This is a genomic window from Arenibacter latericius DSM 15913 (assembly GCF_000424985.1).
GTDB lineage: Bacteria > Bacteroidota > Bacteroidia > Flavobacteriales > Flavobacteriaceae > Arenibacter > Arenibacter latericius.
The window spans coordinates 20755-44930 of sequence record NZ_AUKX01000006.1 but is presented as its reverse complement, the minus strand read 5'-3'; the positions used below and the strand labels follow the sequence as shown (position 1 = coordinate 44930).

General features: G+C 36.4%; 26 protein-coding genes. 15 read left to right on the top strand and 11 right to left on the bottom strand.

Annotated elements, in window-relative coordinates; genetic code table 11:
* The first annotated feature begins 262 nt into the window (after positions 1–262).
* The 5 genes from H344_RS0104015 to H344_RS0103995 all read left to right on the top strand — a co-directional run bounded on the left by H344_RS0104015 (position 263) and on the right by H344_RS0103995 (position 3717).
* Positions 263–1141, top strand: coding sequence for a cell division protein FtsX (locus H344_RS0104015; RefSeq protein WP_026809115.1), 879 nt, complete (start codon positions 263–265; stop codon positions 1139–1141).
* A 9-nt stretch (positions 1142–1150) separates the two neighbouring features.
* Positions 1151–1417, top strand: coding sequence for a DUF3098 domain-containing protein (locus H344_RS0104010; protein WP_026809114.1), 267 nt, complete (start codon positions 1151–1153; stop codon positions 1415–1417).
* A gap of 2 nt (positions 1418–1419) precedes the next feature.
* Complete coding sequence (locus H344_RS0104005; RefSeq protein WP_026809113.1) at positions 1420–2205, top strand: undecaprenyl-diphosphate phosphatase; 786 nt, start codon at positions 1420–1422, stop codon at positions 2203–2205.
* Positions 2205–2900: a tRNA pseudouridine(55) synthase TruB gene (truB, locus tag H344_RS0104000; protein ID WP_034256123.1), complete on the top strand. Its 696-nt coding sequence runs from the start codon at positions 2205–2207 to the stop codon at positions 2898–2900. The genes H344_RS0104005 and truB overlap by 1 nt, the downstream gene beginning before the upstream one ends.
* Positions 2901–2979: 79 nt before the next feature.
* Positions 2980–3717, top strand: a complete 738-nt coding sequence (locus H344_RS0103995; RefSeq protein WP_026809111.1) for a hypothetical protein — start codon at positions 2980–2982, stop codon at positions 3715–3717.
* Here H344_RS0103995 and H344_RS0103990 read toward each other — a convergent pair.
* A complete protein-coding gene (locus H344_RS0103990; protein ID WP_026809110.1) occupies positions 3694–4320 on the bottom strand; it encodes a thioredoxin family protein in 627 nt (208 codons plus the stop codon). The two genes, H344_RS0103995 and H344_RS0103990, sit on opposite strands and share 24 nt — an antisense overlap.
* A 327-nt stretch (positions 4321–4647) precedes the next feature.
* Between H344_RS0103990 and H344_RS0103985 the strand changes: the two genes are divergently transcribed.
* Complete coding sequence (locus H344_RS0103985) at positions 4648–5211, top strand: DNA-3-methyladenine glycosylase I (protein ID WP_026809109.1); 564 nt, start codon at positions 4648–4650, stop codon at positions 5209–5211.
* Entirely contained in the window at positions 5201–5773 is a 573-nt protein-coding gene (locus H344_RS0103980) for a hypothetical protein (protein WP_026809108.1), read from the top strand. The genes H344_RS0103985 and H344_RS0103980 overlap by 11 nt, the downstream gene beginning before the upstream one ends.
* Here the strand turns inward: H344_RS0103980 and aat are convergent.
* The 3 genes from aat to H344_RS0103965 all read right to left on the bottom strand — a co-directional run bounded on the left by aat (position 5748) and on the right by H344_RS0103965 (position 8028).
* Positions 5748–6419, bottom strand: coding sequence for a leucyl/phenylalanyl-tRNA--protein transferase (gene aat / locus H344_RS19685; protein ID WP_051254093.1), 672 nt, complete (start codon positions 6417–6419; stop codon positions 5748–5750). The genes H344_RS0103980 and aat overlap by 26 nt on opposite strands.
* A gap of 124 nt (positions 6420–6543) precedes the next feature.
* Positions 6544–6921 (bottom strand): DUF3127 domain-containing protein, encoded by a 378-nt coding sequence (locus H344_RS0103970; protein WP_026809107.1) that lies wholly within the window; start codon positions 6919–6921, stop codon positions 6544–6546.
* A 225-nt stretch (positions 6922–7146) separates the two neighbouring features.
* On the bottom strand, positions 7147–8028 hold the full coding sequence (locus H344_RS0103965; protein WP_034256134.1) for a flavin reductase family protein: 882 nt from the start codon (positions 8026–8028) through the stop codon (positions 7147–7149).
* Between the two features lie 125 nt (positions 8029–8153).
* Between H344_RS0103965 and H344_RS0103960 the strand changes: the two genes are divergently transcribed.
* Entirely contained in the window at positions 8154–9302 is a 1149-nt protein-coding gene (locus H344_RS0103960; protein ID WP_026809105.1) for a sensor histidine kinase, read from the top strand.
* Positions 9303–9306: 4 nt separating this feature from the next.
* Positions 9307–9657 carry a hypothetical protein gene (locus H344_RS0103955; protein WP_026809104.1) on the top strand — a complete coding sequence of 117 codons (351 nt, stop codon included), beginning with the start codon at positions 9307–9309 and terminating at the stop codon, positions 9655–9657.
* On the opposite strand, the gene H344_RS0103950 is transcribed toward H344_RS0103955, so the two are convergent.
* Complete coding sequence (locus tag H344_RS0103950) at positions 9650–10042, bottom strand: HIT family protein (protein WP_026809103.1); 393 nt, start codon at positions 10040–10042, stop codon at positions 9650–9652. The genes H344_RS0103955 and H344_RS0103950 overlap by 8 nt on opposite strands.
* A gap of 183 nt (positions 10043–10225) precedes the next feature.
* The gene (gene greA, locus H344_RS0103945) at positions 10226–10699 is read right to left on the bottom strand and encodes a transcription elongation factor GreA (RefSeq protein WP_026809102.1); all 474 of its coding nucleotides are present in this window, start codon (positions 10697–10699) and stop codon (positions 10226–10228) included.
* Positions 10700–10811: 112 nt separating this feature from the next.
* On the opposite strand from greA, the gene H344_RS0103940 reads away from it, so the two are divergent.
* Positions 10812–11249, top strand: coding sequence for a Rieske (2Fe-2S) protein (locus H344_RS0103940; protein WP_026809101.1), 438 nt, complete (start codon positions 10812–10814; stop codon positions 11247–11249).
* Positions 11250–11252: 3 nt separating this feature from the next.
* On the opposite strand, the gene H344_RS0103935 is transcribed toward H344_RS0103940, so the two are convergent.
* Positions 11253–12242, bottom strand: coding sequence for a Gfo/Idh/MocA family protein (locus H344_RS0103935; protein WP_026809100.1), 990 nt, complete (start codon positions 12240–12242; stop codon positions 11253–11255).
* 227 nt (positions 12243–12469) lie between these two features.
* Between H344_RS0103935 and H344_RS0103930 the strand changes: the two genes are divergently transcribed.
* The 4 genes from H344_RS0103930 to H344_RS0103915 all read left to right on the top strand — a co-directional run bounded on the left by H344_RS0103930 (position 12470) and on the right by H344_RS0103915 (position 16758).
* The gene (locus H344_RS0103930) at positions 12470–13285 is read left to right on the top strand and encodes a 3-keto-disaccharide hydrolase (protein ID WP_026809099.1); all 816 of its coding nucleotides are present in this window, start codon (positions 12470–12472) and stop codon (positions 13283–13285) included.
* A 319-nt stretch (positions 13286–13604) separates the two neighbouring features.
* Positions 13605–14198, top strand: coding sequence for a 3-keto-disaccharide hydrolase (locus tag H344_RS0103925; protein ID WP_026809098.1), 594 nt, complete (start codon positions 13605–13607; stop codon positions 14196–14198).
* A gap of 26 nt (positions 14199–14224) precedes the next feature.
* A complete protein-coding gene (locus tag H344_RS0103920) occupies positions 14225–15322 on the top strand; it encodes a DUF6807 domain-containing protein (protein WP_084148734.1) in 1098 nt (365 codons plus the stop codon).
* Positions 15323–15381: 59 nt separating this feature from the next.
* On the top strand, positions 15382–16758 hold the full coding sequence (locus tag H344_RS0103915) for a Gfo/Idh/MocA family protein (protein WP_026809096.1): 1377 nt from the start codon (positions 15382–15384) through the stop codon (positions 16756–16758).
* Between the two features lie 299 nt (positions 16759–17057).
* Here the strand turns inward: H344_RS0103915 and H344_RS0103910 are convergent, their stop codons facing one another.
* Positions 17058–19229: a TonB-dependent receptor gene (locus H344_RS0103910; RefSeq protein ID WP_026809095.1), complete on the bottom strand. Its 2172-nt coding sequence runs from the start codon at positions 19227–19229 to the stop codon at positions 17058–17060.
* A 329-nt stretch (positions 19230–19558) separates the two neighbouring features.
* On the opposite strand from H344_RS0103910, the gene H344_RS0103905 reads away from it, so the two are divergent.
* Entirely contained in the window at positions 19559–22030 is a 2472-nt protein-coding gene (locus H344_RS0103905) for a hybrid sensor histidine kinase/response regulator (protein WP_026809094.1), read from the top strand.
* Here H344_RS0103905 and H344_RS0103900 read toward each other — a convergent pair.
* The 3 genes from H344_RS0103900 to H344_RS19680 form a co-directional block, all read right to left on the bottom strand.
* Entirely contained in the window at positions 22005–23363 is a 1359-nt protein-coding gene (locus tag H344_RS0103900; protein WP_026809093.1) for a sigma-54-dependent transcriptional regulator, read from the bottom strand. The genes H344_RS0103905 and H344_RS0103900 overlap by 26 nt on opposite strands.
* A 153-nt stretch (positions 23364–23516) precedes the next feature.
* Positions 23517–23822 carry a hypothetical protein gene (locus tag H344_RS0103895; protein ID WP_026809092.1) on the bottom strand — a complete coding sequence of 102 codons (306 nt, stop codon included), beginning with the start codon at positions 23820–23822 and terminating at the stop codon, positions 23517–23519.
* A gap of 65 nt (positions 23823–23887) precedes the next feature.
* Positions 23888–24176 (bottom strand): hypothetical protein (locus tag H344_RS19680; RefSeq protein WP_034256132.1); only part of this gene is annotated, 289 nt, incomplete at its 5' end.

Genomic DNA, 24176 nt, shown 5'->3' with positions numbered 1-24176 from the left:
AATATCCGGCAGGAATTATCAACCGCAAAAATAAGCCTAATCTATGAAAGGTGAAAAGATATTATAAACTAAGCACCCTCTATCTATGACATTTGCGTTAGAAATATCCATTTAAAACTATTTTAAATTTTGCAACTTTCACCTCTAATTTTAAGAAGCCTCTTCCTTTCACCATTTTATAAAAGTGAATTTGAGAAATGAAGTTGTGCCTTCTATTTTTTATTCAATGAACTTTACTATTTTTACACATTCATTTTCCATTATGAGCACATCTTTTGAACGTTTCCAAAAAAGAAAGCTAATTACCTCTTATTTTTCGGTAGTCCTCAGTATTGGACTAGTACTATTTCTATTGGGTATATTGGGGCTGTTGGTTTTAAACACCAAGAAGTTGGCTGACCATTTTAAAGAACAAATAACAATATCTGTATTTTTAAAGGATAGCGCCAAAGAAATTGAAATAGACCAATTACAGAAAAGTTTAGCTATGGCGCCATACACTAAAAACGCCACTTATGTTTCCAAAGAGGAGGCAGCAGAGAAACACAGTGAGGAGATTGGAGAGAATTTCTTAGACTTTTTGGGATATAATCCGCTAAAAAACTCCATAGACGTTAAGCTAAATGCAGCCTACGTAGAAACGGACTCTATTGCTAATATTGCCAAAGAAATATCCACAAAAGGGTATGTAGAAGAGGTTAGCTATGACCAGCCCTTGATTACTTTACTTAATGATAACGTTAAGAAATTAAGTTTCTGGATATTAATTGCAAGTGGAGCCTTCACCTTTATCGCGGTGCTACTAATAAATAGCTCTATAAGACTTTCTATTTATTCTAAACGCTTTATTATAAAGACCATGCAAATGGTTGGAGCCACTAAATCTTTTATAAGGAGACCCTTTCTCTGGACAAATATAAAGCTAGGGATGCTAGGAGCGATTCTTGCATTAATTGCACTCGGAGTAGTACTATATTATGTAGATCAGAGTTTCCCAGAATTAAATCTTTTCCAAGACCCTACCTTTCTTATACTTCTATTTATCGGAGTTTTTAGTTTAGGGGTATTAATTTCACTAATAAGCACCTTTTTTGCAACACAACGCTTCCTAAACTTGAGGACAGATGATTTATATTATTAAATTTGCAGCATGAGCAAGAAAAAAAATGATAATCAGGTAAAAAAGCCGACTAGGGAATTTGTCTTTCAAAAGAGGAACTACCAATTTATGTTTATTGGGCTAGCATTTATCGCCCTAGGATTTATCCTAATGAGCGGCGGTGGAATGGATGATACCTCCGTTTTTAACCCACAAGTATATAGTTTTAGAAGAATTCGTCTTGCCCCTACCATGGTATTAATCGGTCTAGGGTTTCAAGTTTATGCTATTCTGTTAAATCCTCATAAGAAAAAATAGTTTTGGATATATTAAAAGTTATTATTCTCGCCATAATTGAAGGGCTTACTGAATTTTTACCTGTTTCTTCTACTGGCCACTTAATTGTTGCGTCATCATTTTTTGGAGTTGCACATGAAGATTTCACTAAATTGTTTACAATCGTTATTCAGCTAGGGACCATCCTCTCAGTTGTAGTACTTTATTTTAAACGATTTATTCAAAGCATCGATTTTTACTTCAAGTTATTAGTTGCTTTTATCCCTGCAGTTGTTTTTGGACTTCTATTAAGCGATTTTATAGACTCTCTTTTAGAAAGTCCTATTACGGTAGCAGTTACCTTAATATTAGGTGGATTAGTTCTCCTAAAGGTTGATGATTGGTTTGGTGATTGTGAAAATACCGAGATCTCTTATTCCACTGCTTTTAAAATTGGACTTTTTCAGTGCTTAGCTATGATTCCTGGGATGTCTAGAAGTGGTTCTAGTATTGTAGGGGGAATGACGCAAAAGCTTTCTAGAACTGCTGCAGCAGAATTTTCATTTTTCCTTGCCGTACCTACTATGTTAGGAGCAACTTTAAAAAAATCTTACGACTATTACATGGACGGGTTTACCTTGACCAGTGATCAGATTAACTATTTAATTATAGGAAATGTGGTTGGTTTTATAGTGGCGCTTTTCGCTATTAAATCGTTTATCGGATATTTAAGTAAGCACGGTTTTAAAATTTTTGGATACTACAGGGTTATTATAGGGGTTGCAATCTTAATCATACATTATTTTATTAGTCCATTAACCGTTATATAATGACCAAGGAAGATTTTTTGGGAGGCAAAGTATTACTCATAGACAAACCAATGGGTTGGAGTTCCTTCCAAGCTGTAAACTCCTTAAAATGGGCTATCCGCAAAAAATTTCAGCTAAAAAAAATAAAGATCGGTCATGCTGGAACATTAGATCCATTGGCTACAGGTTTATTATTAATTTGCACAGGAAAAGCAACTAAGACCATAAACCTACTACAGGGACAAGAAAAAGAATACACAGGCACTATAACCTTAGGCGCCACTACTCCATCTTATGATCTAGAAACGGAAGTAGACCAAAGCTATCCTATAGAACATATAAATGAAGAGATGATCCAGAAGGCCACCTTGCAATTTATAGGAGATATTGAACAGATTCCTCCGGTATTTTCGGCTCTTAAAAAAGATGGAAAACGACTCTATGAATACGCTAGAGAAGGGAAGACTGTAGAAATTAAAAAGCGTATTGTTTCTATTACCAAGTTTGAAATTACCCGAATAGCACTACCTGAGGTAGATTTTAAAGTATCCTGCAGTAAAGGCACCTATATTAGGTCTCTAGCTTATGATTTTGGGAAAGCCTTAGCCTCGGGAGCACATCTTTCTACTCTCAGAAGAACCAAAATAGGTGATTATAACGTAAATAAAGCCATAAGCCCAGAGGAATTTGGTAAATTACTCGAGATAGACGGCTAGACACTTCATCTTGTTGAGAAACAAGCTGCCCGTTTATCGATAACTTAAAATATTTTTGAATAAACGCGGTTATAAACCTATGAACTTAAATAAGAATCAGCTTTCTTTCTTAATAACATTCTTATCCATGTCGTTGTTGGTATTGTGCCTTTATAATATCCACCTTGGGCAAAAGGACAAGGAAGAATATGTTATTGAATTAGTTTTACCCGATGAAGAGGAGCTTGAGGAGATGCTAAATGAAGATGTTAAGGAGAAGGAAGATCTGGCAAGTGCTGCCCCTATAAAAAGCCACATGGCTTATAACGAGGCTAATAAACCTAGTTATGGAAGCCCTGAACCTTTAAAAACTTTAGAAGAAATCTTGGAAGAACAGGAAGAAGCTTCGGCAAGTGAAGAACCCACAGATTTCCTTATGTCGGACTCCGAGTACGCCGCAAGAGTAAAGGAACTTGCTCAACGACGTAAGGAAAGGCAAGAACTTATGGGCGAATTAGATGCGAGCAAGGAAGTAATGACCAATAATTTAGCCAAACGTAAGACCTCTGTTTCCTATTCATTAGTAAATAGGAGGCATACTAGCCTCCCTATTCCTATTTACACCTGTATAGAAGGTGGAAAAGTGGTAATTAACATTAGAGTAGACCAATTAGGCAGGGTTACACAGGCCGAAGTAAACAAAAAAAGCTCAAATACTTTAAACGGCTGTCTAGTAGACAATGCCATTGAGTACGCTTTAAGGTCCAAATTTAATTCGGGCGGACGCTCTGAACAAAAAGGCACTATAACCTACCTATTCCAAGAAAAGCAGCGGTAAAAGATCTTGTATTGTATTTTGCCCCTTATCCTTATTATACCATTGTTGTAATTCTTCTATAAATTCTGGAGTAAATTCTCCAACCTTTTCCTTCTGTTCCTGCACCATTTTCCTCGCAATTGTAGGTCTAGATCCCCATTCCCCAATAATTTCTCCACTAGCATCATCCAAGGCAATCAACTTAGGAATAGCCATAGCTCCATTGGTCAAGAAACGCTCCATTAGCTCCATATTATCATCACGCAGCACTAACCTTAAGGAAATATTAGAATTTAAGTTTACAATCTTATTCATTACAGGCAGGGTTTGGGCCGCATCACCACACCAACTTTCAGTTAATACCAACCAGGTAATCTTCCTGTCTACACCTTCTATTTTAGACGCAATTTCTGGTACAATTTTTATTGTTTTATCCAATCGCTTCATCCGCCTTTCATTTAACGCGGTATAATTACTAAGATTATCATTCTGAACCGATCCTGTAGATAAACCATCTGCCGCTAACTTAGCCGTCAGTTGCCTATATTCATCATAACTCATACTTTTTTCTAAGCTCTGATTAATTATTTGATGATCTACAAGTGTTTCTGATTTCTGCTCCATTCTATTTTAAATAATTGTAAACCACAAAAATAAGAATTTCAAAGACTATAAAAGATGACATTAATCAATTAGTTACTGATATAAGAACGCGTTTCACAAAAGCATAAAAAAAACCTTTAAATACCGCTATCAACATTATAACTTAGTAACATCAGAGAAATCTGACCCTTAAAAATACTAGCTCGAAACTGAGAATTATAAAAGCTCAGAATTACAATAATTGGAGTTTTATATCGTTCATATCAATTAAAAAGTGATATAATTAATCATTTATTGATCCAAATTGAATAGATTGATTTTTATAAATCTAAACTACTTAAACATCAGATGGAAAAACATAGATGCGGTTGGTGTAAGGGAGATGAGCTTTACGAAAAATACCATGATGAAGAATGGGGAGTTCCCTTACGGGACGACGCTCAATTATTTGAGTTTTTAATATTAGAAACCTTTCAGGCCGGATTAAGTTGGATTACCATACTTAGAAAAAGAGAAAACTTCAGAAAGGCATTCGACCAATTTGACTACCACAAAATCGCCAACTATTCTGAAGAGAAAATCGCATCGCTACTACAAGATTCAGGAATTGTTAGAAACAAATTAAAAATTAGGGCTACGGTAAACAATGCCCAAGCATATTTAAAAATACAGGAGGAGCACGGTAGCTTTAGTGACTATATATGGGGTTTTGTAAATGGAAAGCCCATAAAAAACAAGGTTAAACATTACAAAGATGCTCCGTCTACAACACCCTTGTCCGACCTAATTAGCAAGGACCTAAAAAAAAGAGGCTTTAAATTTGTGGGTAGTACCGTAATTTATGCCCACATGCAGGCCACTGGTATGGTTAACGATCACGAAACTACTTGCTTTAGATATCATGAAGTATAACCTCCCTTTTCTAGTACTCTTTTTAGTCCTCTGTTCACTTAGTTATTCGCAAACTAAACAAGAGCGGGAACATCGAATTAAAAAATCCCAGTTTCCAATAATAAGTACAAATCCTATTCCAGAGGCCGCAAAGAGAATTCGCTATTACAGGGAAGTAGATTCTACGAACACCCTATTTAAGGTGAAGTTTGCATTAAAAAGAATGAAGTATGAAATTGATGTAGACCAATTTGGAGAAATTGAACAATTGGGATTGGTTGTAAAAGAGATAGATATTCCAAAAGACACCTATTCCGAAATTTCTAACTATATGGAAAGAAATTTTCTAAAAGTAAAAGTAAAGCGCATTTTGCAATGGTATCCTGCCAATTCGGACGATGCAATTAGAAGTACATTTCAAAATTTAATTCTCCCTACAAATACCTATGAAGTATTAGTGAGAGGTAAGAAGAATATAACACCTAAAATTAGGCAAGACTATAAACTATTGTTCAATTCTAATGGTGTCCTTTTACAAGTCCGGGAAGCACTCCCCATTAATTTTGATCGGATTCTTTATTAGAAACCAGTTTAGGGTCTTTTAAAAGTTTTATAAAATATTCTCTAGGGATTTCTCTTGCTCCCAAACTAGCCAAATGAGAATTGTACACTTGACAGTCTATCACCTTATAACCTTTTTCCCCTAGTTCTTTAGCCATATGAATAAATGCGTATTTAGATGCATTACTTACGCTACTAAACATACTCTCACCACAAAATACATGCCCTAGATCTATCCCGTACAAACCACCCACTAGGGTATCATTTTCCCACACCTCCATGGATTTTGCTACGCCCAACTCATGGAGACGGAGGTAAGCCCTTTTCATCTCTTCTGTTATCCATGTACCATCCTGATCTTTTCTTTTTATAGAGGAGCATTTATTTATAACCTCATTAAACTGGGAGTTCCATGTAATTTTAAAAGGCTTCTTATTAATTAACTGCCGCATACTCTTAGAGACCTTAACTTCGTCTGGAAATAACACCATTCTTGGATTGGGACTCCACCACAGAATTGGAGACTCTTCATTATACCACGGGAAAATTCCGTTTTTATAGGCTAAAATTAATCTTTGGGGTGATAAATCCCCACCAACAGCCAGCAATCCTTCCTTATCAGCATTGTTGACATTAGGGAATAAAAAACGGTCATCTAAAAAGAACATTCATTAATATTTTATGATATTTAAAAATAAGAAAACCTACCCAGTTATAAACTAGATAGGTCTTTATATACTTTATTTTAGGCCTTAAGCTATTTCTACTAGCTTAACAGACCACTTTATTCACCTAGAAAGGCAGATCGTCATGATCCTCCTCATTTAAATTATCTGCTGGTTCAAAGGCATCCATTGGAGGAACCGGAGGCATTCCAGCGCCACCTTCTTGCTGTTGTAAGCTTTCTATACGCCATCCTTGGATAGAGTTAAAGTATTTGGTCTCCCCTTGTGGATTTACCCATTCTCTACCTCTTAGGTTAATACTAATCTTAACAGGCTGACCTACACCAAAATTGTTTAACAAATCAGTTTTATCCTGTACAAACTCAACCATTATATGCTGTGGGTACTGCTCTTCTGTGGTTACTACCACTTCTCTTTTTCTAAACCCATTGCTACCAAAAGTCTGGGTCTCACCTATCATTTTAATTTTCCCTTGTACTTCCATTTTCCTGTTTTTCTATATATAATTCTAATTGATATTCTTTTTTTGTCAATATTAAGGATTTTGCGAAGGAACACCTAGAACAAAAGCTTCCATCTTATAACCGCTCCTTAATTTTAACATCCCAATTCTTAAATCCTTATTTTTAATAACTTACTTTCACCGTCATTTTTACGGTGACTACTTTAAACTTAGAGAGTAATTGTACAAAGTTACAACCTTCTTTTATCAGATTTCGTTTTCTGCTAGTAGAACCATCCAAGCACCCAATACATTTTTTGACTTTAGCAGCTGCTGTGCTTTTTTATGTAAATTATTGGGGTCTCCAGAGCTAATTAAAGTCCGAAGCTCCCTATTTTCGTTTATGTAATTTTGCACTTCCTTTTTAGATGGCAATTGCTCTATATTCCCCAACATCCCTAAGTCGTTTCCAGTAAGAATAGAACTTAATCTGATATGTTTAGGAATCTGATCTACACCTATTCCCAAGGTAGATATTGGTTTAGGAACTTCAAACAAGCCCAAATTAGCTCTGCTATACCAGCCTCCGCCCATTCGCGCCACTTGATCTATTTTATATTGATCCACATTTCCATTTTCATCAATAATCTCGGCATCCAGATGGATTTTCACTACTTCACAGAAAACTAAATTTCCTGCACCACCCTCATTCCCCAAGGCTTCTACCTTGGTTACCTTACATTCTAAATGTACAGGTGATTCTGCCACCCTAAAGGGTTTTACCAAATCGGATTCTAACATGGTAAATCCGGCTTTAATAAATTCATTCACCCCATCCTCGTACTCAGTGCTTGCTAAAGAGACCTGTTGCACCATAGCATAGTTTACTATATTTACGACAACCTCCTTAGTTTCCAAAATATTCTCCAGGGTATGTTTAGTAGTATTATCACGTACCCTTCTAGCAGGAGAAAATATTAGAATAGGTGGATTGGCACTAAAAACATTAAAAAAACTAAACGGTGACAGGTTTGGCCTCCCATCCTTATCTACGGTACTAGCGAAAGCAATAGGCCTTGGTCCCACACTGCCCAACAAAATCCCATGCAATTTTGCAGTCGAGACTTCTGAAACGAGATGAGAAACCATTTTCTTCATAGCTTACAAAGGTAGTGAATTACGGATAAAACGAAATATGCCACGCCTTACTAAAATAGAATATCTTTGCGAAAATTACGTTATATTAAAACTATCAAGATTAATAATATTGATGGATGAATTTTAGTCCAAAAAAGAAAACGTCTAACCTGCTTTTGCTCATAGCTTCCTTTGCTATAGTGAGCCTTATACTATGGAATACCAATAGTTTTTTTAAAAAGTTCAAGGAGGAGGAACGTTATAAAATGGAAATATGGGCCACTGCTCAGTCAGAATTTCTTTCCCTCCCTGTAGAGGCAGACCCTGGCAATCTACATATCACCATATTTCAGAACAACACCTCTACCCCTATGATATTGGTGAACAAGGACGGCTCTATCAAAGTTAATAATATGAAAGGGGTTAATATTTCAGATACCACTTTCATAAATAAGAAAATTAGAAAGTTTAAATCGGAGAACCATCCTATTTTTGTTGAATATAAAGGGGAGAATTTAGCTACTCTTTATTATGGTAACTCGGAGGTCTTGAATAAGTTAAAGTTTTACCCTATTGCTCTACTATTAATTATATTTCTCTTTGGAACAGTAATTTACTTCCTTTTTAAGACCAATAAAACATCGGAACAGAATAAACTATGGGCAGGTATGGCCAAAGAAACGGCACACCAGATTGGAACTCCTCTATCATCACTCCTCGGATGGAACGAATTACTAAAATCTGAACATATAAATCCTGAGATTACCAAGGAATTTGAAAAGGATATTAACCGATTAGAAACTATAACGGACCGATTTTCTAAAATAGGATCTCTCCCCATTCTTGTAGAACATGATATAGTAGAGGAAACAGAAAACGCTTATAATTACTTAAAGGCAAGAAGCTCTAAGCTGATTAACTTTTCTTTCCACACCCATGTAGACCATTACCCAGTCTTGTTAAACAAAGCCCTTTACAATTGGACTATTGAAAACTTGGTGAAAAATGGAATAGACGCGATGCGTGGGAAGGGAAGCATAAATATTGAGATAATTCCAAACAACAATAATGTTAAAATTCTCATATCAGATACTGGATCTGGAATACCTAAGAAAAACTTCCAATCCATATTTAATCCAGGGGCTACTACGAAAAAAAGAGGGTGGGGATTAGGACTTTCTTTGGTTAAAAGAATCGTAGAAGAATACCATAATGGTAAAATTAAAGTACTTTCGTCCTCTAAAGAAGGTACCATAATGCAAATTTCATTAAAAGCTAAAAAATAAGGTGATGGCAAAGGAGAAAATGGTAGTTCTGAAGGAAGCAGACCTGACCAATAACTGTCCCGAATGTTTTAATCAAGAATTAAAACTTACTTTTTATCAAAAACACACCTATGGTAGGTTTTTCGATAAGACTACAAAGGATCTTACACACGAAATTAAGTGCAAAAAATGCAATTCCTTAATTTACCCAGTAACCTGGACTGAGGATATAGAAAGGGTATATGATTACTACCGTAGGATGGCTACTCCACAGAAAGCCACCATTAGGTTTACTACCTTATTCTATGTACTTGTACTGCTATTAATCTCTATTATTGCTACAGGAACCTACTTTATAGTTCAGAATTTCATTTAATTTTTTCTTTAATTTTCTCTGCAATTTCCATAAAATCTTCTTTAGAATGTGGCACCTTATGCTGAAAAGTAGCATCGCGCATTTCATTTAGCGGTATAAGGTGCACATGTACATGTGGCACCTCTAAGCCAATTACTGTTATCCCCACTCTATCACAAGGAATAGCGGCCTCTATTGCTAGACCAATTTTTCTAGAAAATGCCATTAAACCCATATAGGTTTCCTCATCAAGGTCTAAAAGTCGGTCTACCTCCTTCTTAGGAATACATAACGTGTGCCCCGCGGCATTTGGATTAATATCTAAAAACGCATAGAAATTTTCATCCTCAGCGATTTTATAAGAGGGAATCTCTCCTTTTATGATTTTTGTAAAGATAGAAGCCATTAGAAATTGTCTGTTTTACTATTAAAAAATAATTTTGAGGGTGAAAATTCAGGTGATTAAACCCATATTTTCACTTTAGGATTACAAGTTACTAAAAGACATTGATACCTGAGAGTGTAGTATAAAACAAAAGACCTTAATTGCAGCAAACAATTAAGGTCTTCACTAATTATATATATTAATTTATCTGGAAATTTCTAATATTTCAAATTTTAGAACCCCGTTAGGAACCGAAATTTCTGCTACCTCACCTACTTTTTTCCCCAACAAGCCTTTACCTATTGGCGAATTTACAGAAATTTTAGCGGCTTTTAAATCCGCTTCACTCTCTGCAACGAGGGTGTATTTCATTTCCATCCCATTATTTAAATTTTTCAATTTAACAGTAGACAAAACGAGTACCTTAGAAGTATCTAGTTGCGATTCATCTATTACTCGAGCGTTAGCTAATGTTTCTTCCATTTTGGAGATTCTCAACTCCAACAAGCCTTGTGCCTCTTTGGCAGCATCATATTCTGCATTTTCAGATAAATCTCCTTTATCCCTCGCTTCACCAATAGCCTTTGAGGCTTTAGGACGCTCTACATCTTTAAGGTAACTTAGCTCTTCCCTTAACTTCTTCAGCCCTTCTGCTGTATAATAAGATACTTTGCTCATTCTTTCTGCGTTTTATAAATAGGAAAATCCTCTTTTTTTAAAGAGGATTTAGACAAATATACATAATTTTTGTTCAATTTTGTTTAAGTTATCTTAAATAGCCATAAGACATATGAAACCTATTCTTGGACTGCTTCTAATAGCCTTTTTTTTATCCTGTGACAAAAACAACTCTGATAGGAATCCCTATTTACAAGAGATAAGTTTTAGGTTTCCTATTAATCTTAACCTTCCTTTATACAGTCCGCTTACAAATACTGGAAATGCCGTTTATGTTGGTAATACTGCTGTAGGCACTCGTGGTGTATTTGTAATCAATACCGGATTCAGCAATTTTTTAGCATGGGAGGCCAGCTGCCCCAATCATGCTCCCAATAATTGCTCTACCATGACACTAAATGGGCAAACTGTAACCTGTTCTTGCGAAGGGTATGAATACAATCTATTTACCGGTCAACTGATGAACCGTCCAAACGATGGAAAACGGTACCATGATTTGCTTTTTTACCAAGCTACATTTAGTGGAAATACGGTTGTAATTTCCAATTAAAACTTACAAGTTTCCTAGAATCCGGTCCATAATCCAACTGGTATGTAAGCCCGAGCTACCCAAGGAAGGATGCTCCTTGTTCTCTAGTAAATGTGCCCTAATATTGTCTACATGATATTGTTGCACATGGGGAGGATGTTCAATAAAAATACGAGTAACACCCTCTTTCGTTTCCAAAACAATATCCTCCTCATTGAATACTGAAAACTCAATTCTTCCGTCGCTACCCATTATCACAACCTTATCTTCCCTATTAAAAGCACCAAAATTCCAACTTCCTACACCTAACGCTCCACACTTATGCCGCCAAGAGGCAGCTATAGCATCCTTAGCAGAATAAAGACCTTGTTGATTTGTACTAGTTCCAACCACTTCTTCCATCTCCCCCAATAAGAGAGAAAACAAGTCTAAGCCATGACTTGCTAAATCGTCAAAATAACCACCAGGAGCAACTACCTCATCGGTACGCCAATTATAAGATGGATTAAAGTCAATTTTATTGGGCGGCCTATAATACTGCCATTGTATTTGCCTTACGGCTCCAATCTTTTCTTGATCTAACCACTCCTTAATTTTCAAAAATCTCGGTAGTGATCGGCGGTAGTAGGCTATAAAAAGAGGCAGCCCTTTAACCGAAAAACTATTATAAATCGCCAAGCTATCGGCATAATTGGGAGCCATTGGCTTTTCTATACAACAAGGTTTTCCTGCTTCAGCCACTTTTAAGGCGTAGTATTTATGGGAGTCTGGCGGAGTAGCGATATATACTGCGTCTATTTCTGGATCTAAAATAAGATCATCGGCATTGGAATATACTTTAGGAATACCATGTCTTTTAGCATAATCCTTTGCTTTATCAATATTACGTCTCATTACCCCGTATAACTGAAAATTGGGAGTTTGTTGGTAGGGTGGTCCACTCTTTACTTCTGTTACTGCTCCACACCCAATAATCCCCCACTTTAAAGGTAGAAGATACTTATCGTTACCCATATAAAAGATTGGTGTTTTATTGATTAGTCTATTAACAAAAATAGGGATTAGCAGTTACATTACTACTATCAACAGAATAAGAAGGTGGTTATAATGAAAATAATAAGGAGCTCACCTAAGAGATAAATAAAAACCGTATTTTAGTAAAGCTATTACAAATAAATAGTCCGTTTTACACTAAAATAAACCACCAACTATAATAAACCACCAACTATCTGTCGCCATCCATGAAAAACACAAAAGATATTACACTAATTAATTTCTGGAAACTCATCTTCCTCCTCCCCCTTATCACCGTACTATCTTGTAAAGAAAAAAATACGACCAATCAGGAGCAAAAAACCGAGAATATACAAACTACTGAAGCAGGTTTTCTCTCCCTATTTAACGGGAAAGATTTAGAAGGGTGGGAAGGAGACCGCAGTATTTGGCGGGCAAAAAACGGAGTTTTAATTGGAGAATTAGACGAAAACGCCACCCTAAAAAACAATACGTTTCTAATTTGGAAAGGTGGAGAGCCAGAAGATTTTGAATTAGAACTAGAGTTTCGCATCTCTGAATCGGGGAATAGCGGGATAAATTATAGAAGTGATATTTTAGACGATATACCCTATGCTCTAAGAGGATATCAGGCAGATATTGATGGAAAAAACAACTATACGGGGCAGAATTACGAAGAAAGAAAACGGACCACCTTAGCTTACCGTGGTGAGAAGGCAGAAATTACATCACCTCCCAATCTAAATGAATCTAGTTCTCTACAAGAAAATATAAAGCACAATGCATGGCAAAGCAGGGAAATAGTTGATCATCTAGGCAATCCTGATACCTTGAAGGAAGAGATAAACAAGGAAGAGTGGAATTCCTTTAAATTAATTGTGATCGGAAATAGGTTACAACACTATGTGAATGGTATTCTAATGAGTGAGGTTATCGATAACGATACTATTAACCGTAAATTCTCGGGGCACTTAGGATTACAAATTCATGTTGGACCACCAATGAAGGTAGAATATAAAAATATTCGACTAAAAAACCTTTAAACTCGGCACCACCGACTTTCTTACTTCATATTTCTTATCACTATATAATGGAATATTGCTTATCTGTGAATTCACCCCTGAATTAAGAGGATGAAAATTACAAATTGACAATTATTTTAAATAGATTTATAGGTAAAAGGCATTTATTCTTAATAATTATTAAGGATTTTACTTCCCCTCAAATCTCTCTAATTGCTTTTATCTATGCCGATGGGATATTGATTTTGAATATTATTATAGACCAATTGAATCTATAAATTATCACCCTATGATACTATTAGTCTTCATAATAAAAACACAGTCTTAATTCACTTTAATCATGAGAGGAAAAATTATTTTAACCCTAATTCTGTTATCCACATTTTCGATATTTTCCCAGCAACCTAAATTTAAAAACCTATTCAACGGAAGAAACCTCAATGGTTGGAATGTCCCTACCGACAATTTATGGTGGTCTGTACAAAACGGAGTACTTATTGGAAAAAGCGATCCTCAGCTTAAGGGTTCCATATTATGGACCGACAAAGAATTTAGGGATTTTAAATTTGAAACTGACTTCCGTTTTGGGGAAGGAACGATAGATTCTGGAATCTTCATTAGAAATGATAAGCAGCAAATTCAGCTTGGTATCTCCGGTTCCTTAAAACGAGATATGACGGCATCTCCCTATATCTCAGGACTCGGTTATCCGGTTGAGGCGCATAATATAAAGGAAATTCTAAAACCAAGAGATTGGAACACTATAAAAGTTATCGCCATTGCAGGGTATTATGAAGTTTGGCTAAATAATATCCATGTAATGAGCTATACTTCGGAGAGCTTCATAGAACAGGGCCCCATTGGCTTACAAGTACATCCTAATAATAAAATGACTATAAGTTTTAGAAATATTAAGGTAGCCAATCTAAAATAATAAAGGGTAAAATAAATAGAAACCATATGAAAACACCAAAAATAATAGCCTATTCATTTCTCTTGATACTCCCTTTCTTTTTTATTGGGACTGCTTCTTGGAATCCAAAGAAATCGAAAACATCCAGTCAATTTAAGGTAAAAACAGTTAAAGAAAAAAGAATTCAATTGGTTAGGAACGATGCCGAGAAAAAAGTAACGGTACTGATTGATGGCAAACTTTTCACTGCTTACCAATACCCAGACAACATTAAAAAACCAATCCTATATCCACTAATCACCCCTAACGGAAGTACTGTAACCAGAAAATTCCCTTTAGAACCATCAGTTGGGGAACGCGTAGATCATCCGCACCAGGTTGGGGTATGGTTTAATTATGGTGCTGTAAACGGGCTAGATTTTTGGAATAATTCGGATTCCATCAAATTAGAAAATAGGCATTTATACGGCACCATAGTGCATAATAAAATATTAAAAATGGAGGACGGCAATGAACAAGGCTTACTTAGGGTAGCCATGGATTGGCTTACTCCCAATGGGGAGGTAGTACTACAAGAAAATACCACCTTCATTTTTAAAGCTAAGAAAAATGAGTATTCCATAGATAGGATTACAAACCTAAGTGCACCCAACGGAGAGGTACTCTTTAATGATAATAAGGAAGGTCTATTGGGCATCAGAGTAGCCAGAGAATTAGAACACCCTTCGGACAAACCTAGTATTTTCACTGACACTAATGGGCTCCCAACGGCTGTACCAGCCCTCAACAACGAAGGGGTAAATGGAAAATATATAAACAGTGAAGGAATTAAAGGAAATAATTGTTGGGGAAAAAGGTCTAATTGGGTCAATTTAACCTCCTCTATTGGTAAAGAGAAAATCTCTTTGGTAATAATGGACCATAAGAATAACCCAGGTTATCCTACTTATTGGCATGCTAGGGGCTATGGTCTGTTCGCAGCCAACCCTTTGGGACAAGAGATTTTTAGTGATGGTAAGGAAAGCCTAAACCTAAGTATTCAAAAAGGAAAAGACATCACTTTTAAATATAAGATTATTGTGGCAAGTAAAGAATTGAAGAAATCTGAACTAGATTCACAATTCTCCCAGTTTTCACAAGAGTAACCAACTTTAACAGCCTATTGAGGCACTTCATTATAAAATCAACCATTAAAAAAAATACCATGGGCAACAGAAGAAATTTTATTAAAAAAACCACTTTGGCCAGTACTGGAATTGTCGTTGGAGCATCGGCTTTTACTGCTAAATCTTACGGGAATATTCTAGGGGCAAATGATCGTATTATAATGGCATCTATTGGTGTTAGGGGTCGTGGAAAAGGATTAATGGAGAGTTTTGCTAAAATGTATGATGATGGTGTGAGGATTAAGACCATTTGCGATGTAGATTCCGCATTTCTAGAAGAACGGGTAGCCTTAGCGGCAACACATCAAAATGGCAACAGGCCAGGAACGGAAGAAGATTTGCGAAAAGTTTATGACGATAAGGAGATTGATGCGGTGGTTATTGCAACTCCTAATCATTGGCACGCCCTATCTACTATTTGGGCATGCCAGGCCGGAAAGCACGTATATGTAGAAAAACCAAGTTCACACAATGTATGGGAAGGAAGAAAAATGGTGGAAGCGGCTAGAAAATACAACCGATTAGTACAAGTAGGATTTCAAAACCGTTCTATAAGTAACGTGATGCAAGCGATAGAATTCCTTCATAGTGGGGGAATAGGCGATGTATTCATGGCACGTGGAACCTGTTTTAAACCACGAGATTCCTTTGGCATCTCCCCAGATAGCACTCCCCCTGCAACCCTTAACTATGATCTTTGGTTAGGACCGGCCACGTATAGACCGTACAATGAAAAAAGAGGACATTATAATTGGCATTGGCACTGGAACACAGGAAATGGGGATACTGGCAACCAGGGACCACATCAATTTGATGTTGCCCGATGGGGCCTAAACAAGAATGAGCACCCCATAAAAGTACAATCTATGGGTGGTATTTTCGGAATATCTCCTGAAGAGTGTTCTCAAGAAACACCCAATACCCAAACCTCAGTCATAGAGTATGCGGATGGTAAAATTTTAGAATTTGAAACTCGCGGTAGGTACACTAACCACGAAGCCAATTTAGGTATTAAAATAGGTAATATATTTTACGGTACCGAGGGATGGCTAGAAATAAATGGTGATACTTGGAAGGCTTATAAGGGTTCGGAAACCGAACCTTTTGCAGGATCGGGCATGGGAGCTGGCGCTGCTATTGGTGGAGATAATTCCTTCCGCACCGCTCCGGACAGTAAAGGACATTTTGGGAATTTCATTGACGGGCTTCGATCCGGAAATCAAGATGTATTGAATTGCGATATTGAAGTTGGACACACCTCTACAGTACTCCCATTAATAGCAAATATTGCCTACCGCGTGGGAGAAACTTTGAAATTTGATGGTAAGACGGAAACGTTTATTGATAATAAAAAAGCAGATGCTTTTTTAACTAGAGAATACAGGGCGCCGTATGTGGTTCCTAATAAGGTCTAGAAACTCTATTATAAGGTTAGGCAGATATATAGCTACAAGGTTAAAATGTAATAAGCGACACCTAATAACCTTGTGGCTATACAACTTAGATTATGTTTTAGATAATAATTTACCACTAAGAAAGTAAACAGTCACAAACTAAATAAGATAAACATATATTATATCATTGTCAGTGCCTTCTAAATTACTTCTTTGATTTTTCTATAAGTAAAAAGGCTATAAAATTAAAAAGACATGTCTCCATCTTCCTAATCTTACAGCCTTTTAATCAACTAATTATACCGTGCCTACATATTAAACTAAAAGTTTAATGTTGCTCCTAATAAGAAATTGATACCTGCCTGAGGATAATATCCTGCTCCTTCCACGGTAGTAATAGTACCAGGGTTAGAATAATCATCGTCATATGTAAAAAAGTAACCATTAGACTCATACAGGCTATCAAAAATATTATTAACTAAACCAGAAAGCACAATGTTCTTGATAAAGCTATTTGTCTCAATAACATATTGCACATTGATATCGGTTTGAGAATAGGCATCTAGCACAGAACTCTTAGCGTCTATATTCCCCATATACTGCTTGCCCACGTATTTTGTAAGTAAACTTAGTTGTAAATCGGTATTGGGCATATAGGTTAAAATGTTACCCGCTATAACACTTGGGGAGAATGAAATATGGGTATCCCCTAAGTTTTCTAGATTTCCATCGCGCTGGAATACAAAATCTTTATTTCTGTTATCACTAAGTGCTATATTAGGACGTAGGATAAATTTATCCCCCAAAGTAAATATAGCATCTACTTCTAACCCCATTCTATAACTATCACCAACATTGGCACGTAAAGGACCTCCAACATCATTAAGCTCCCCGGTAAGTACTAATTGATTTTTGTACTTCATATAGTACAAATTAGTATTCAATCTAACTCCCGGTGAAGTATGGCGCCATCCTAATTCAAAATCGTCCAGTTTTTCTGGTTTAGGACTTCCACCTTTGTAATCGTTTCTGTTTGGCTCTCTATTTGCCCTCGCATAAGAGAGGTAAAAATTATTATTGGTATTTAAATCGTACGTAATCCCTGCCTTTGGATTAAAAAAGGTAAAGGTATCATCTACTAAGCCTGTTTCTTCTCCATTAGCAGTATAAATGATATTCCTTAATTGCACATCCCCATAAACGCTCCAGTTCCTATCTATTTTATAGTTAGCCTTAGCGTAAATATTCAAATCCTCCTTTGTGGAGGTATCGTCGTAGTACCTGTCTTTATAGCCTCTATTACTGGAAAAACGTGCCCATATAATTTCACCAAAATGGTCTCCAGTATAATTGTTCCATCCTCCACCTATAATCACATTTAAATTATCATCTTGGTAATTAGCAGAAAATGTAGCCCCATAAAAGTCATTGTCTAACCACCTTCTACGGATTAGATCGGTACTATTTACTTCTTCACCATCCTTCATAAAGGGGTCTATCCCATAAGTAGAAAACTTATCGTCTTCTCTATACTGCTCAAAATATCCTTCCCCAAGAGTATAGTGTAAGGCTAAGTTTGTACTCCAACTATTGGAGAGCTTCTGGTTCCAGTGTAATTGAAAATGATTCTGCTTATAGTCGTCCACCTCATTATCATAAAACTGAACAACCCCATTTTCATCGGTATATTCCCCTGCGGTGTTGTAGGTTCTATTATTTTCGAGCTGGTCCCTATCTATCCCGTTCCATGCCTGGTAAGTTGTTTGATGCCCCCCAAACATAAGTGCCTTTATCAAGGTCTTATCATCCATATAAGATGCCTGTAAAAAATAGGAATCTAACTCGGAAGAGGCCCTATCAATATAACCATCAGAAGTAATTCTAGAAAAGCGACCAGCGATTTCTACGTGATCATTAAGCAATCCTGTACTAAACTTCAAGTTATTTTTCAGGGTATTAAAGCTCCCAAAAGACGAGTTAATCTCACCAAACGCTTCTTCTGAAACGGCATCGGTAAGGACATTTAAACTTGCTCCAAATGCCCCAGATCCGTTTGTTGAAGTCCCTACCCCTCTTTGCAACTGTAGGCTTTGAGTGGAAGAGGCAAAATCGGGCATATTTACCCAGAAGGTCCCATGGGACTCAGAGTCATTATATGGAATACCATTAATGGTAACGTTTACTCTAGTTCCATCACTACCCCTTACTCTTATACCTGTATAACCAACTCCTGCACCAGCATCAGTAGTAGTTACCACCGCTGGTAAAAAATTCATTAGCACTGGGATATCCTGACCTAAGTTCCTAGATTTCATCTGTTTTTTGGTGAGGTTGGTGAAGGTAACTGGCGATTCTTGGGTAACCCGAACCGCGGAAACTAGCACCTCATCTAGTGTAATCTTACTGCCTTCTAGAGAATCCTTAGGCGTTTCTTGGCCATAGGCCGATAATAAGGCTCCAAAAATGGCAGCCGTTGTGAACATAGTTTTCATTCGTAATACATTTGTTACGAATAAAAGGGGCTATTATTCTTGTTAAAATTTGATTTTTGTTTTTTCCTGACAACAAAACGGTATCAGAAATAAAACGTTAGAAATTCCCGAACGCGATTTTCGCATCCCTTGGCAGCATTACCCGCCCAGGTTCCTTGGGAATAATCTCAGCCTACAAAAGCAAGCACCCCTTTGAGATGGGCGCAAATTTACATCCACTGTAATCAATTTCAAAATTATATTTCACAATTAATAATTAACCTTTTTTTATAGACATATAGGAGGTCAAAACCTTAATTTAGACGTGTCATTTTCAATGAGAAACGACTATGAACAAAACAAAAAATAAATTTACCTTTAAAATAATATTCAGTTATTTAACTCTAGGCATATTAGCTTTAGTAGCTGGCTATTTTATTACCACTGAAATTAAGGTATACGTTTCCACGGAAATCAATGCAGAAAACGATACAAAATTATTAAAAACAGGATCTCTGCTTACCGAATTGTACCAAGCAGAGAGCCTTTCTAAACTAGCAATTCAGAAAAAATCAGAAATAAGTTTTACTGCCTATAGTAAAAAAATAGACTCTATTTTTATTTCCATTGATTCTATAAAACTACTAACCAACAATGACCACCAAATAAAAATGTTGGACAGTGTACAGAGCTTGCTTAAAAAAAAGGTTCTCAATAGTAAAGAACTATTACGATTAATAAGAAATAGTGAGAACAATAGCTCTATAGATAATGCTCTAGTGGAGCTCAGCAAAATTGAGCAATCTATGGGGAAACTTCCTCCAGAGAGTTTTAATCCCAACTACGCTGATCTACCAGAAAAGTCACGAGAAATTCTCAAAAGCTACGTTGAATACCTCAGTGAAAATGTCCCTACTGACGAAGGCAATAGAGCTACTGCAAAAGAAATGGATTCTATTATAACGGCATCAAAAATACTATTAGAGGAAGCCAAGAAGCAGAATATACGAACTTCACGGAACCTAGCTCGAAAGGAGATGGAACTCAGTAGGGCAGATTTAGAAATATCCCAACAGCTACGTAGTATTATCTCCGCTTTTGAACAGGAAGTCTTGTCTAAGTCCTATAACGATAACCTAAAAAAACAAGAAGCCCTTAAGCGAAGTATACGCCTTGCTGGTATTGCAGCCTTATTAGGATTTGCAATTGTAGCCTTGTTCACCTTTTTTATTACAAAAGATTATTGGAAGGTACAATTATTTAGACAACAGCTTGAAAAGGAAAAGAAATATTCAGAATCCCTATTAAAAAGTCGAGAACAGCTAATAGCTACAGTAAGTCATGATTTACGAACTCCACTAAATACTATAACAGGATATTCTGAGTTAATGGAAACTACCGGACTTACGGGACTACAAGTCTCCTACCTTAGAAATGTAAAATCGGCCTCCCATTACGTGGATAGTTTAGTAAATGACCTATTGGATTTTTCAAAATTGGAAGCAGGAAAAATAAAGATCGAAGAATCCCCTTTTATCTTAGCCGATCTTATAACCGAGACTGCAGAAAACTTAAAAGAATTAAATTCCGGAAAAAAAATTGCCTTGCAGCTAGATTTGGATGAGCGTTTAAAAAATCCGGTTCTCGGGGATGCGTTTAGAGTTAGGCAAATATTGACTAATCTTATAGGCAATGCTTATAAATTTACTGAGGAAGGATTTATCAAGATTACTGCTAAGATTCTTCAACAAACTGGTGATACCTATAGCACCCAAATTCAGATTATAGATTCAGGGATTGGAATAAGAAAGGAGAAACAAGAACAGATTTTTAAGGAATTTACTCAGGCAGAAGACCATACCGATAAAAAATATGGTGGTTATGGGCTTGGCCTTACAATTTCCAAGAAGATAACAGAATTACTGAAGGGCAAAATCAGCTTGAAAAGCGAGGAAGGGAAAGGCAGTATTTTCACCTTAGATATACCTTTTGAAATATCAAAAGCTCCAGTGCAACCGGACGAGAAAATAAAAATTCTCCCACAAGCCAAGCTCTCATTACTAATCTTAGACGATGATCCGGCCATGTTGAAATTACTAAAAGAGGTCTGTCTTCATCTCAATTTTACAGTACAAACCTTCAGCAATTTTTTTGATATTGATCAAAATACCCATTTAGAATATGATATTGTATTAACCGATATTCAAATGCCTAATATTAGTGGATTTGAAGTATTAGAAAAACTCCAGAACGGAGAATACAAACATTATAAGGGACAGCCTATAGTAGCAATGACAGGAAGAAAAGATTTAAAAAGACAAGACTACCTTCAACATGGTTTCGCGGAGATTATGCAAAAGCCATTCGCCAAGGATAGGTTTATAGGAATGCTAGGCGCACTTTTCCCCAGCATGGTCACCAAAGACCAAGAAATGGCTGAAGAAGAAAAAATCCGTTCTAATTCTACCCTATTTAGTTTGGAAGTAATAACCTCTTTTTTAGGGGACGACAAAGAGGCGGTTGCAGAAGTGCTAAACACATTCATTACAGACACCGCTAGCAGTCTAGAAAAACTAAAAGATGTAATGGCTAGCGAAAAAAGTAGTGAGATAAATGCTATTTCGCACAAAATGCTTCCCATGTTCAGACAGTTAAAAGCAAAGGAAATTATCCCTATTCTAGAACAATTGGAAACCCTAAAACCGCTAGAACTCAATGCAAAAGAATTACAACAGACCTACAGTAGTCTTAATAATAAGGTTAGGGTACTAATTTTAGCGATAGAAGCTTATTTATCTAAAGATCCAAGTTATAATGGTTAATCTTATTATATAAGGTTTTCCTTGTTATCTGAAGCAATTTTGCTGCTTGAGACTTATTAAAATTGGTCTTTTTTAGAGCTCTAATAATCTGCTCCTTTTCATAATCTGCTTTGGAAAAATTTTCATCAACTAAATCAATTTCCTTGGTTTTATACACTTCTTTAGGCAAGGTTTCTTTCTCCACCACGTCTCCTGTAGTCAAAAGCACCGCTCTTTTAATTACGTTCTGTAGCTCACGTAAATTCCCTGGCCAATGATATTTTCCAAAAATAGCAACTACCTCATCGGAAAACCCTTGTACTTGCTTATCTAGGGATTTATTTGCCTTCTTTAGGAAATAGTCAGCAAACAACATAAGATCTTCATAACGATCCACCAAAGACGGGGTTTCTATTGAAAATTCATTTATTCTATGGAATAAATCTTCTCTAAAATTCCCTTGCTCAACCGCTTCAGCAAGGTCTTCATTTGTAGCTGTTACAATCCTTACATCTACCTTTATCTCTTTAGTACTCCCAACTTTTTTTATCTTTCTCTCTTGCAATGCCCTTAGGAGTTGAATTTGATTTCCATAAGAAAGATTCCCTATTTCGTCCAAAAACAAGGTCCCTTTATGGGCTGCTTCAAAATGACCAATTTTATCTTCCACCGCACCAGTAAAACTACCTTTAATATGGCCAAAGAATTCACTAGTAGCAATCTCTTTAGGGATAGCACCACAGTCTACAGCAACAAAATTAAAATCCTTACGCTTGCTCTGATCGTGTATGGCTTTGGCAGTAACTTCTTTCCCTGTTCCACTTTCCCCAGTAATTAAAACCGACATATCCGTAGGAGCTACCAATTTAATATACTCACTAAGTTTTAAGGATGCTTCACTTAATCCCGTGATTACTTCGCCTTCGGAATCCGTACTTTCTACAGATAAGGATTTGTTTGGTTCGTTTGACTTTTTAGGGGGCTGGGGAACTACTTTTTCACTTAAGGCACTTTTAATTTGCATTAAGATGTCCTCTGGTGTAAAGGGTTTGGAAATATAGTCGTAAGCACCTTTTTTCATAGCCTCTACCGCAGATCCTACCTCTGCATATCCGGTCATAACAATTACCTGAATTGTTGGATTTATTTCCTTAAAATCGGTCAACAGCTGCATTCCGTCGTAATTGGGAAGACGTAAGTCTGTCAACACCAAATCGAATGTAGTTTCCTTAAATTTAATTTTGGCATCCTCCCCGGTAAAACTCACCTCAACCTCATATCCATTACGGATTAAAAACTTTTGCAACATCTGGCAAAAGGCAGCATCATCTTCAATGATAAGTAACTTGGACATAGTGATATTATTCCGTTTTTGCTAGAATTAGTAAAAATACCATAAGTAAGCGATTTGCAATTAAAAATTATCATAAAAATAGAGAGGGGCCGCTAAATGCGACCCCTCTCTTACCAAACCAAACTTAATACAAATAAAATAACTCAAGTTATTCTACAATTCTATCCAATTGCCCTCTTTATCGGCATAAAAGGTTGCAGCAGTACCATCTGCTAAGGCAATCTCCAATTTATATTGCTCTTCTTTGTTTACAGCGGCCTTATTGATAGTAGCCGTTGGATAATTTGTTGCTACTGCAGCACTTACCGCTTCTGGTAAATCCTTAGTTTCTATAGCAGTAAAATCGTCCTGAGCAACTACTACTTCAGTGGCAACTTCTTGTGTAACTTCTTCTCCCTCTTGGGCAAATGCAGTTAAACTTCCTAATGATAATACGGCAGCAAATAATATCTTTTTCATAATGTTTATTTTTAATGTTTTAATAATTAAATCCTTTTTTTTATACAATCTAATAACCTTAGTTATTATTCTAATTCTATCCAGTTACCTTCTTTATCGGCATACAAAGTAGCCTCTGTACCATCTTCTAAAGCAACTTCTAATTTATACTGCTCTTCTTTGTTCACAGCAGCCTTATTAATAGTAGCGGAAGGATGATCTGTAGCTAATGCAGTGCTTACCGCTTCTGGTAGTTCACTTGCTTCAATAGCTGTAAAGTCGTCCTGGGCAACTGCTACTTCAGTAGCAACCTCTTGGGTTACTCCTTCTCCCTCTTGGGCAAATGCAGTTAAACTTCCTAATGATAATACGGCA

Excerpts from the sequence above, each read along its gene's own strand:
- H344_RS0104015 (WP_026809115.1), top strand. The coding sequence starts at position 263 with ATGAGCACATCTTTTGAACGTTTCCAAAAAAGAAAGCTAATTACCTCT.
- H344_RS0104010 (WP_026809114.1), top strand. The coding sequence starts at position 1,151 with ATGAGCAAGAAAAAAAATGATAATCAGGTAAAAAAGCCGACTAGGGAA.
- truB (WP_034256123.1), top strand. The coding sequence starts at position 2,205 with ATGACCAAGGAAGATTTTTTGGGAGGCAAAGTATTACTCATAGACAAA.
- H344_RS0103995 (WP_026809111.1), top strand. The coding sequence starts at position 2,980 with ATGAACTTAAATAAGAATCAGCTTTCTTTCTTAATAACATTCTTATCC.
- H344_RS0103990 (WP_026809110.1), bottom strand. The coding sequence starts at position 4,320 with ATGGAGCAGAAATCAGAAACACTTGTAGATCATCAAATAATTAATCAG.
- H344_RS0103985 (WP_026809109.1), top strand. The coding sequence starts at position 4,648 with ATGGAAAAACATAGATGCGGTTGGTGTAAGGGAGATGAGCTTTACGAA.
- H344_RS0103980 (WP_026809108.1), top strand. The coding sequence starts at position 5,201 with ATGAAGTATAACCTCCCTTTTCTAGTACTCTTTTTAGTCCTCTGTTCA.
- aat (WP_051254093.1), bottom strand. The coding sequence starts at position 6,419 with ATGTTCTTTTTAGATGACCGTTTTTTATTCCCTAATGTCAACAATGCT.
- H344_RS0103970 (WP_026809107.1), bottom strand. The coding sequence starts at position 6,921 with ATGGAAGTACAAGGGAAAATTAAAATGATAGGTGAGACCCAGACTTTT.
- H344_RS0103965 (WP_034256134.1), bottom strand. The coding sequence starts at position 8,028 with ATGGTTTCTCATCTCGTTTCAGAAGTCTCGACTGCAAAATTGCATGGG.
- H344_RS0103960 (WP_026809105.1), top strand. The coding sequence starts at position 8,154 with ATGAATTTTAGTCCAAAAAAGAAAACGTCTAACCTGCTTTTGCTCATA.
- H344_RS0103955 (WP_026809104.1), top strand. The coding sequence starts at position 9,307 with ATGGCAAAGGAGAAAATGGTAGTTCTGAAGGAAGCAGACCTGACCAAT.
- H344_RS0103950 (WP_026809103.1), bottom strand. The coding sequence starts at position 10,042 with ATGGCTTCTATCTTTACAAAAATCATAAAAGGAGAGATTCCCTCTTAT.
- greA (WP_026809102.1), bottom strand. The coding sequence starts at position 10,699 with ATGAGCAAAGTATCTTATTATACAGCAGAAGGGCTGAAGAAGTTAAGG.
- H344_RS0103940 (WP_026809101.1), top strand. The coding sequence starts at position 10,812 with ATGAAACCTATTCTTGGACTGCTTCTAATAGCCTTTTTTTTATCCTGT.
- H344_RS0103935 (WP_026809100.1), bottom strand. The coding sequence starts at position 12,242 with ATGGGTAACGATAAGTATCTTCTACCTTTAAAGTGGGGGATTATTGGG.
- H344_RS0103930 (WP_026809099.1), top strand. The coding sequence starts at position 12,470 with ATGAAAAACACAAAAGATATTACACTAATTAATTTCTGGAAACTCATC.
- H344_RS0103925 (WP_026809098.1), top strand. The coding sequence starts at position 13,605 with ATGAGAGGAAAAATTATTTTAACCCTAATTCTGTTATCCACATTTTCG.
- H344_RS0103920 (WP_084148734.1), top strand. The coding sequence starts at position 14,225 with ATGAAAACACCAAAAATAATAGCCTATTCATTTCTCTTGATACTCCCT.
- H344_RS0103915 (WP_026809096.1), top strand. The coding sequence starts at position 15,382 with ATGGGCAACAGAAGAAATTTTATTAAAAAAACCACTTTGGCCAGTACT.
- H344_RS0103910 (WP_026809095.1), bottom strand. The coding sequence starts at position 19,229 with ATGAAAACTATGTTCACAACGGCTGCCATTTTTGGAGCCTTATTATCG.
- H344_RS0103905 (WP_026809094.1), top strand. The coding sequence starts at position 19,559 with ATGAACAAAACAAAAAATAAATTTACCTTTAAAATAATATTCAGTTAT.
- H344_RS0103900 (WP_026809093.1), bottom strand. The coding sequence starts at position 23,363 with ATGTCCAAGTTACTTATCATTGAAGATGATGCTGCCTTTTGCCAGATG.
- H344_RS0103895 (WP_026809092.1), bottom strand. The coding sequence starts at position 23,822 with ATGAAAAAGATATTATTTGCTGCCGTATTATCATTAGGAAGTTTAACT.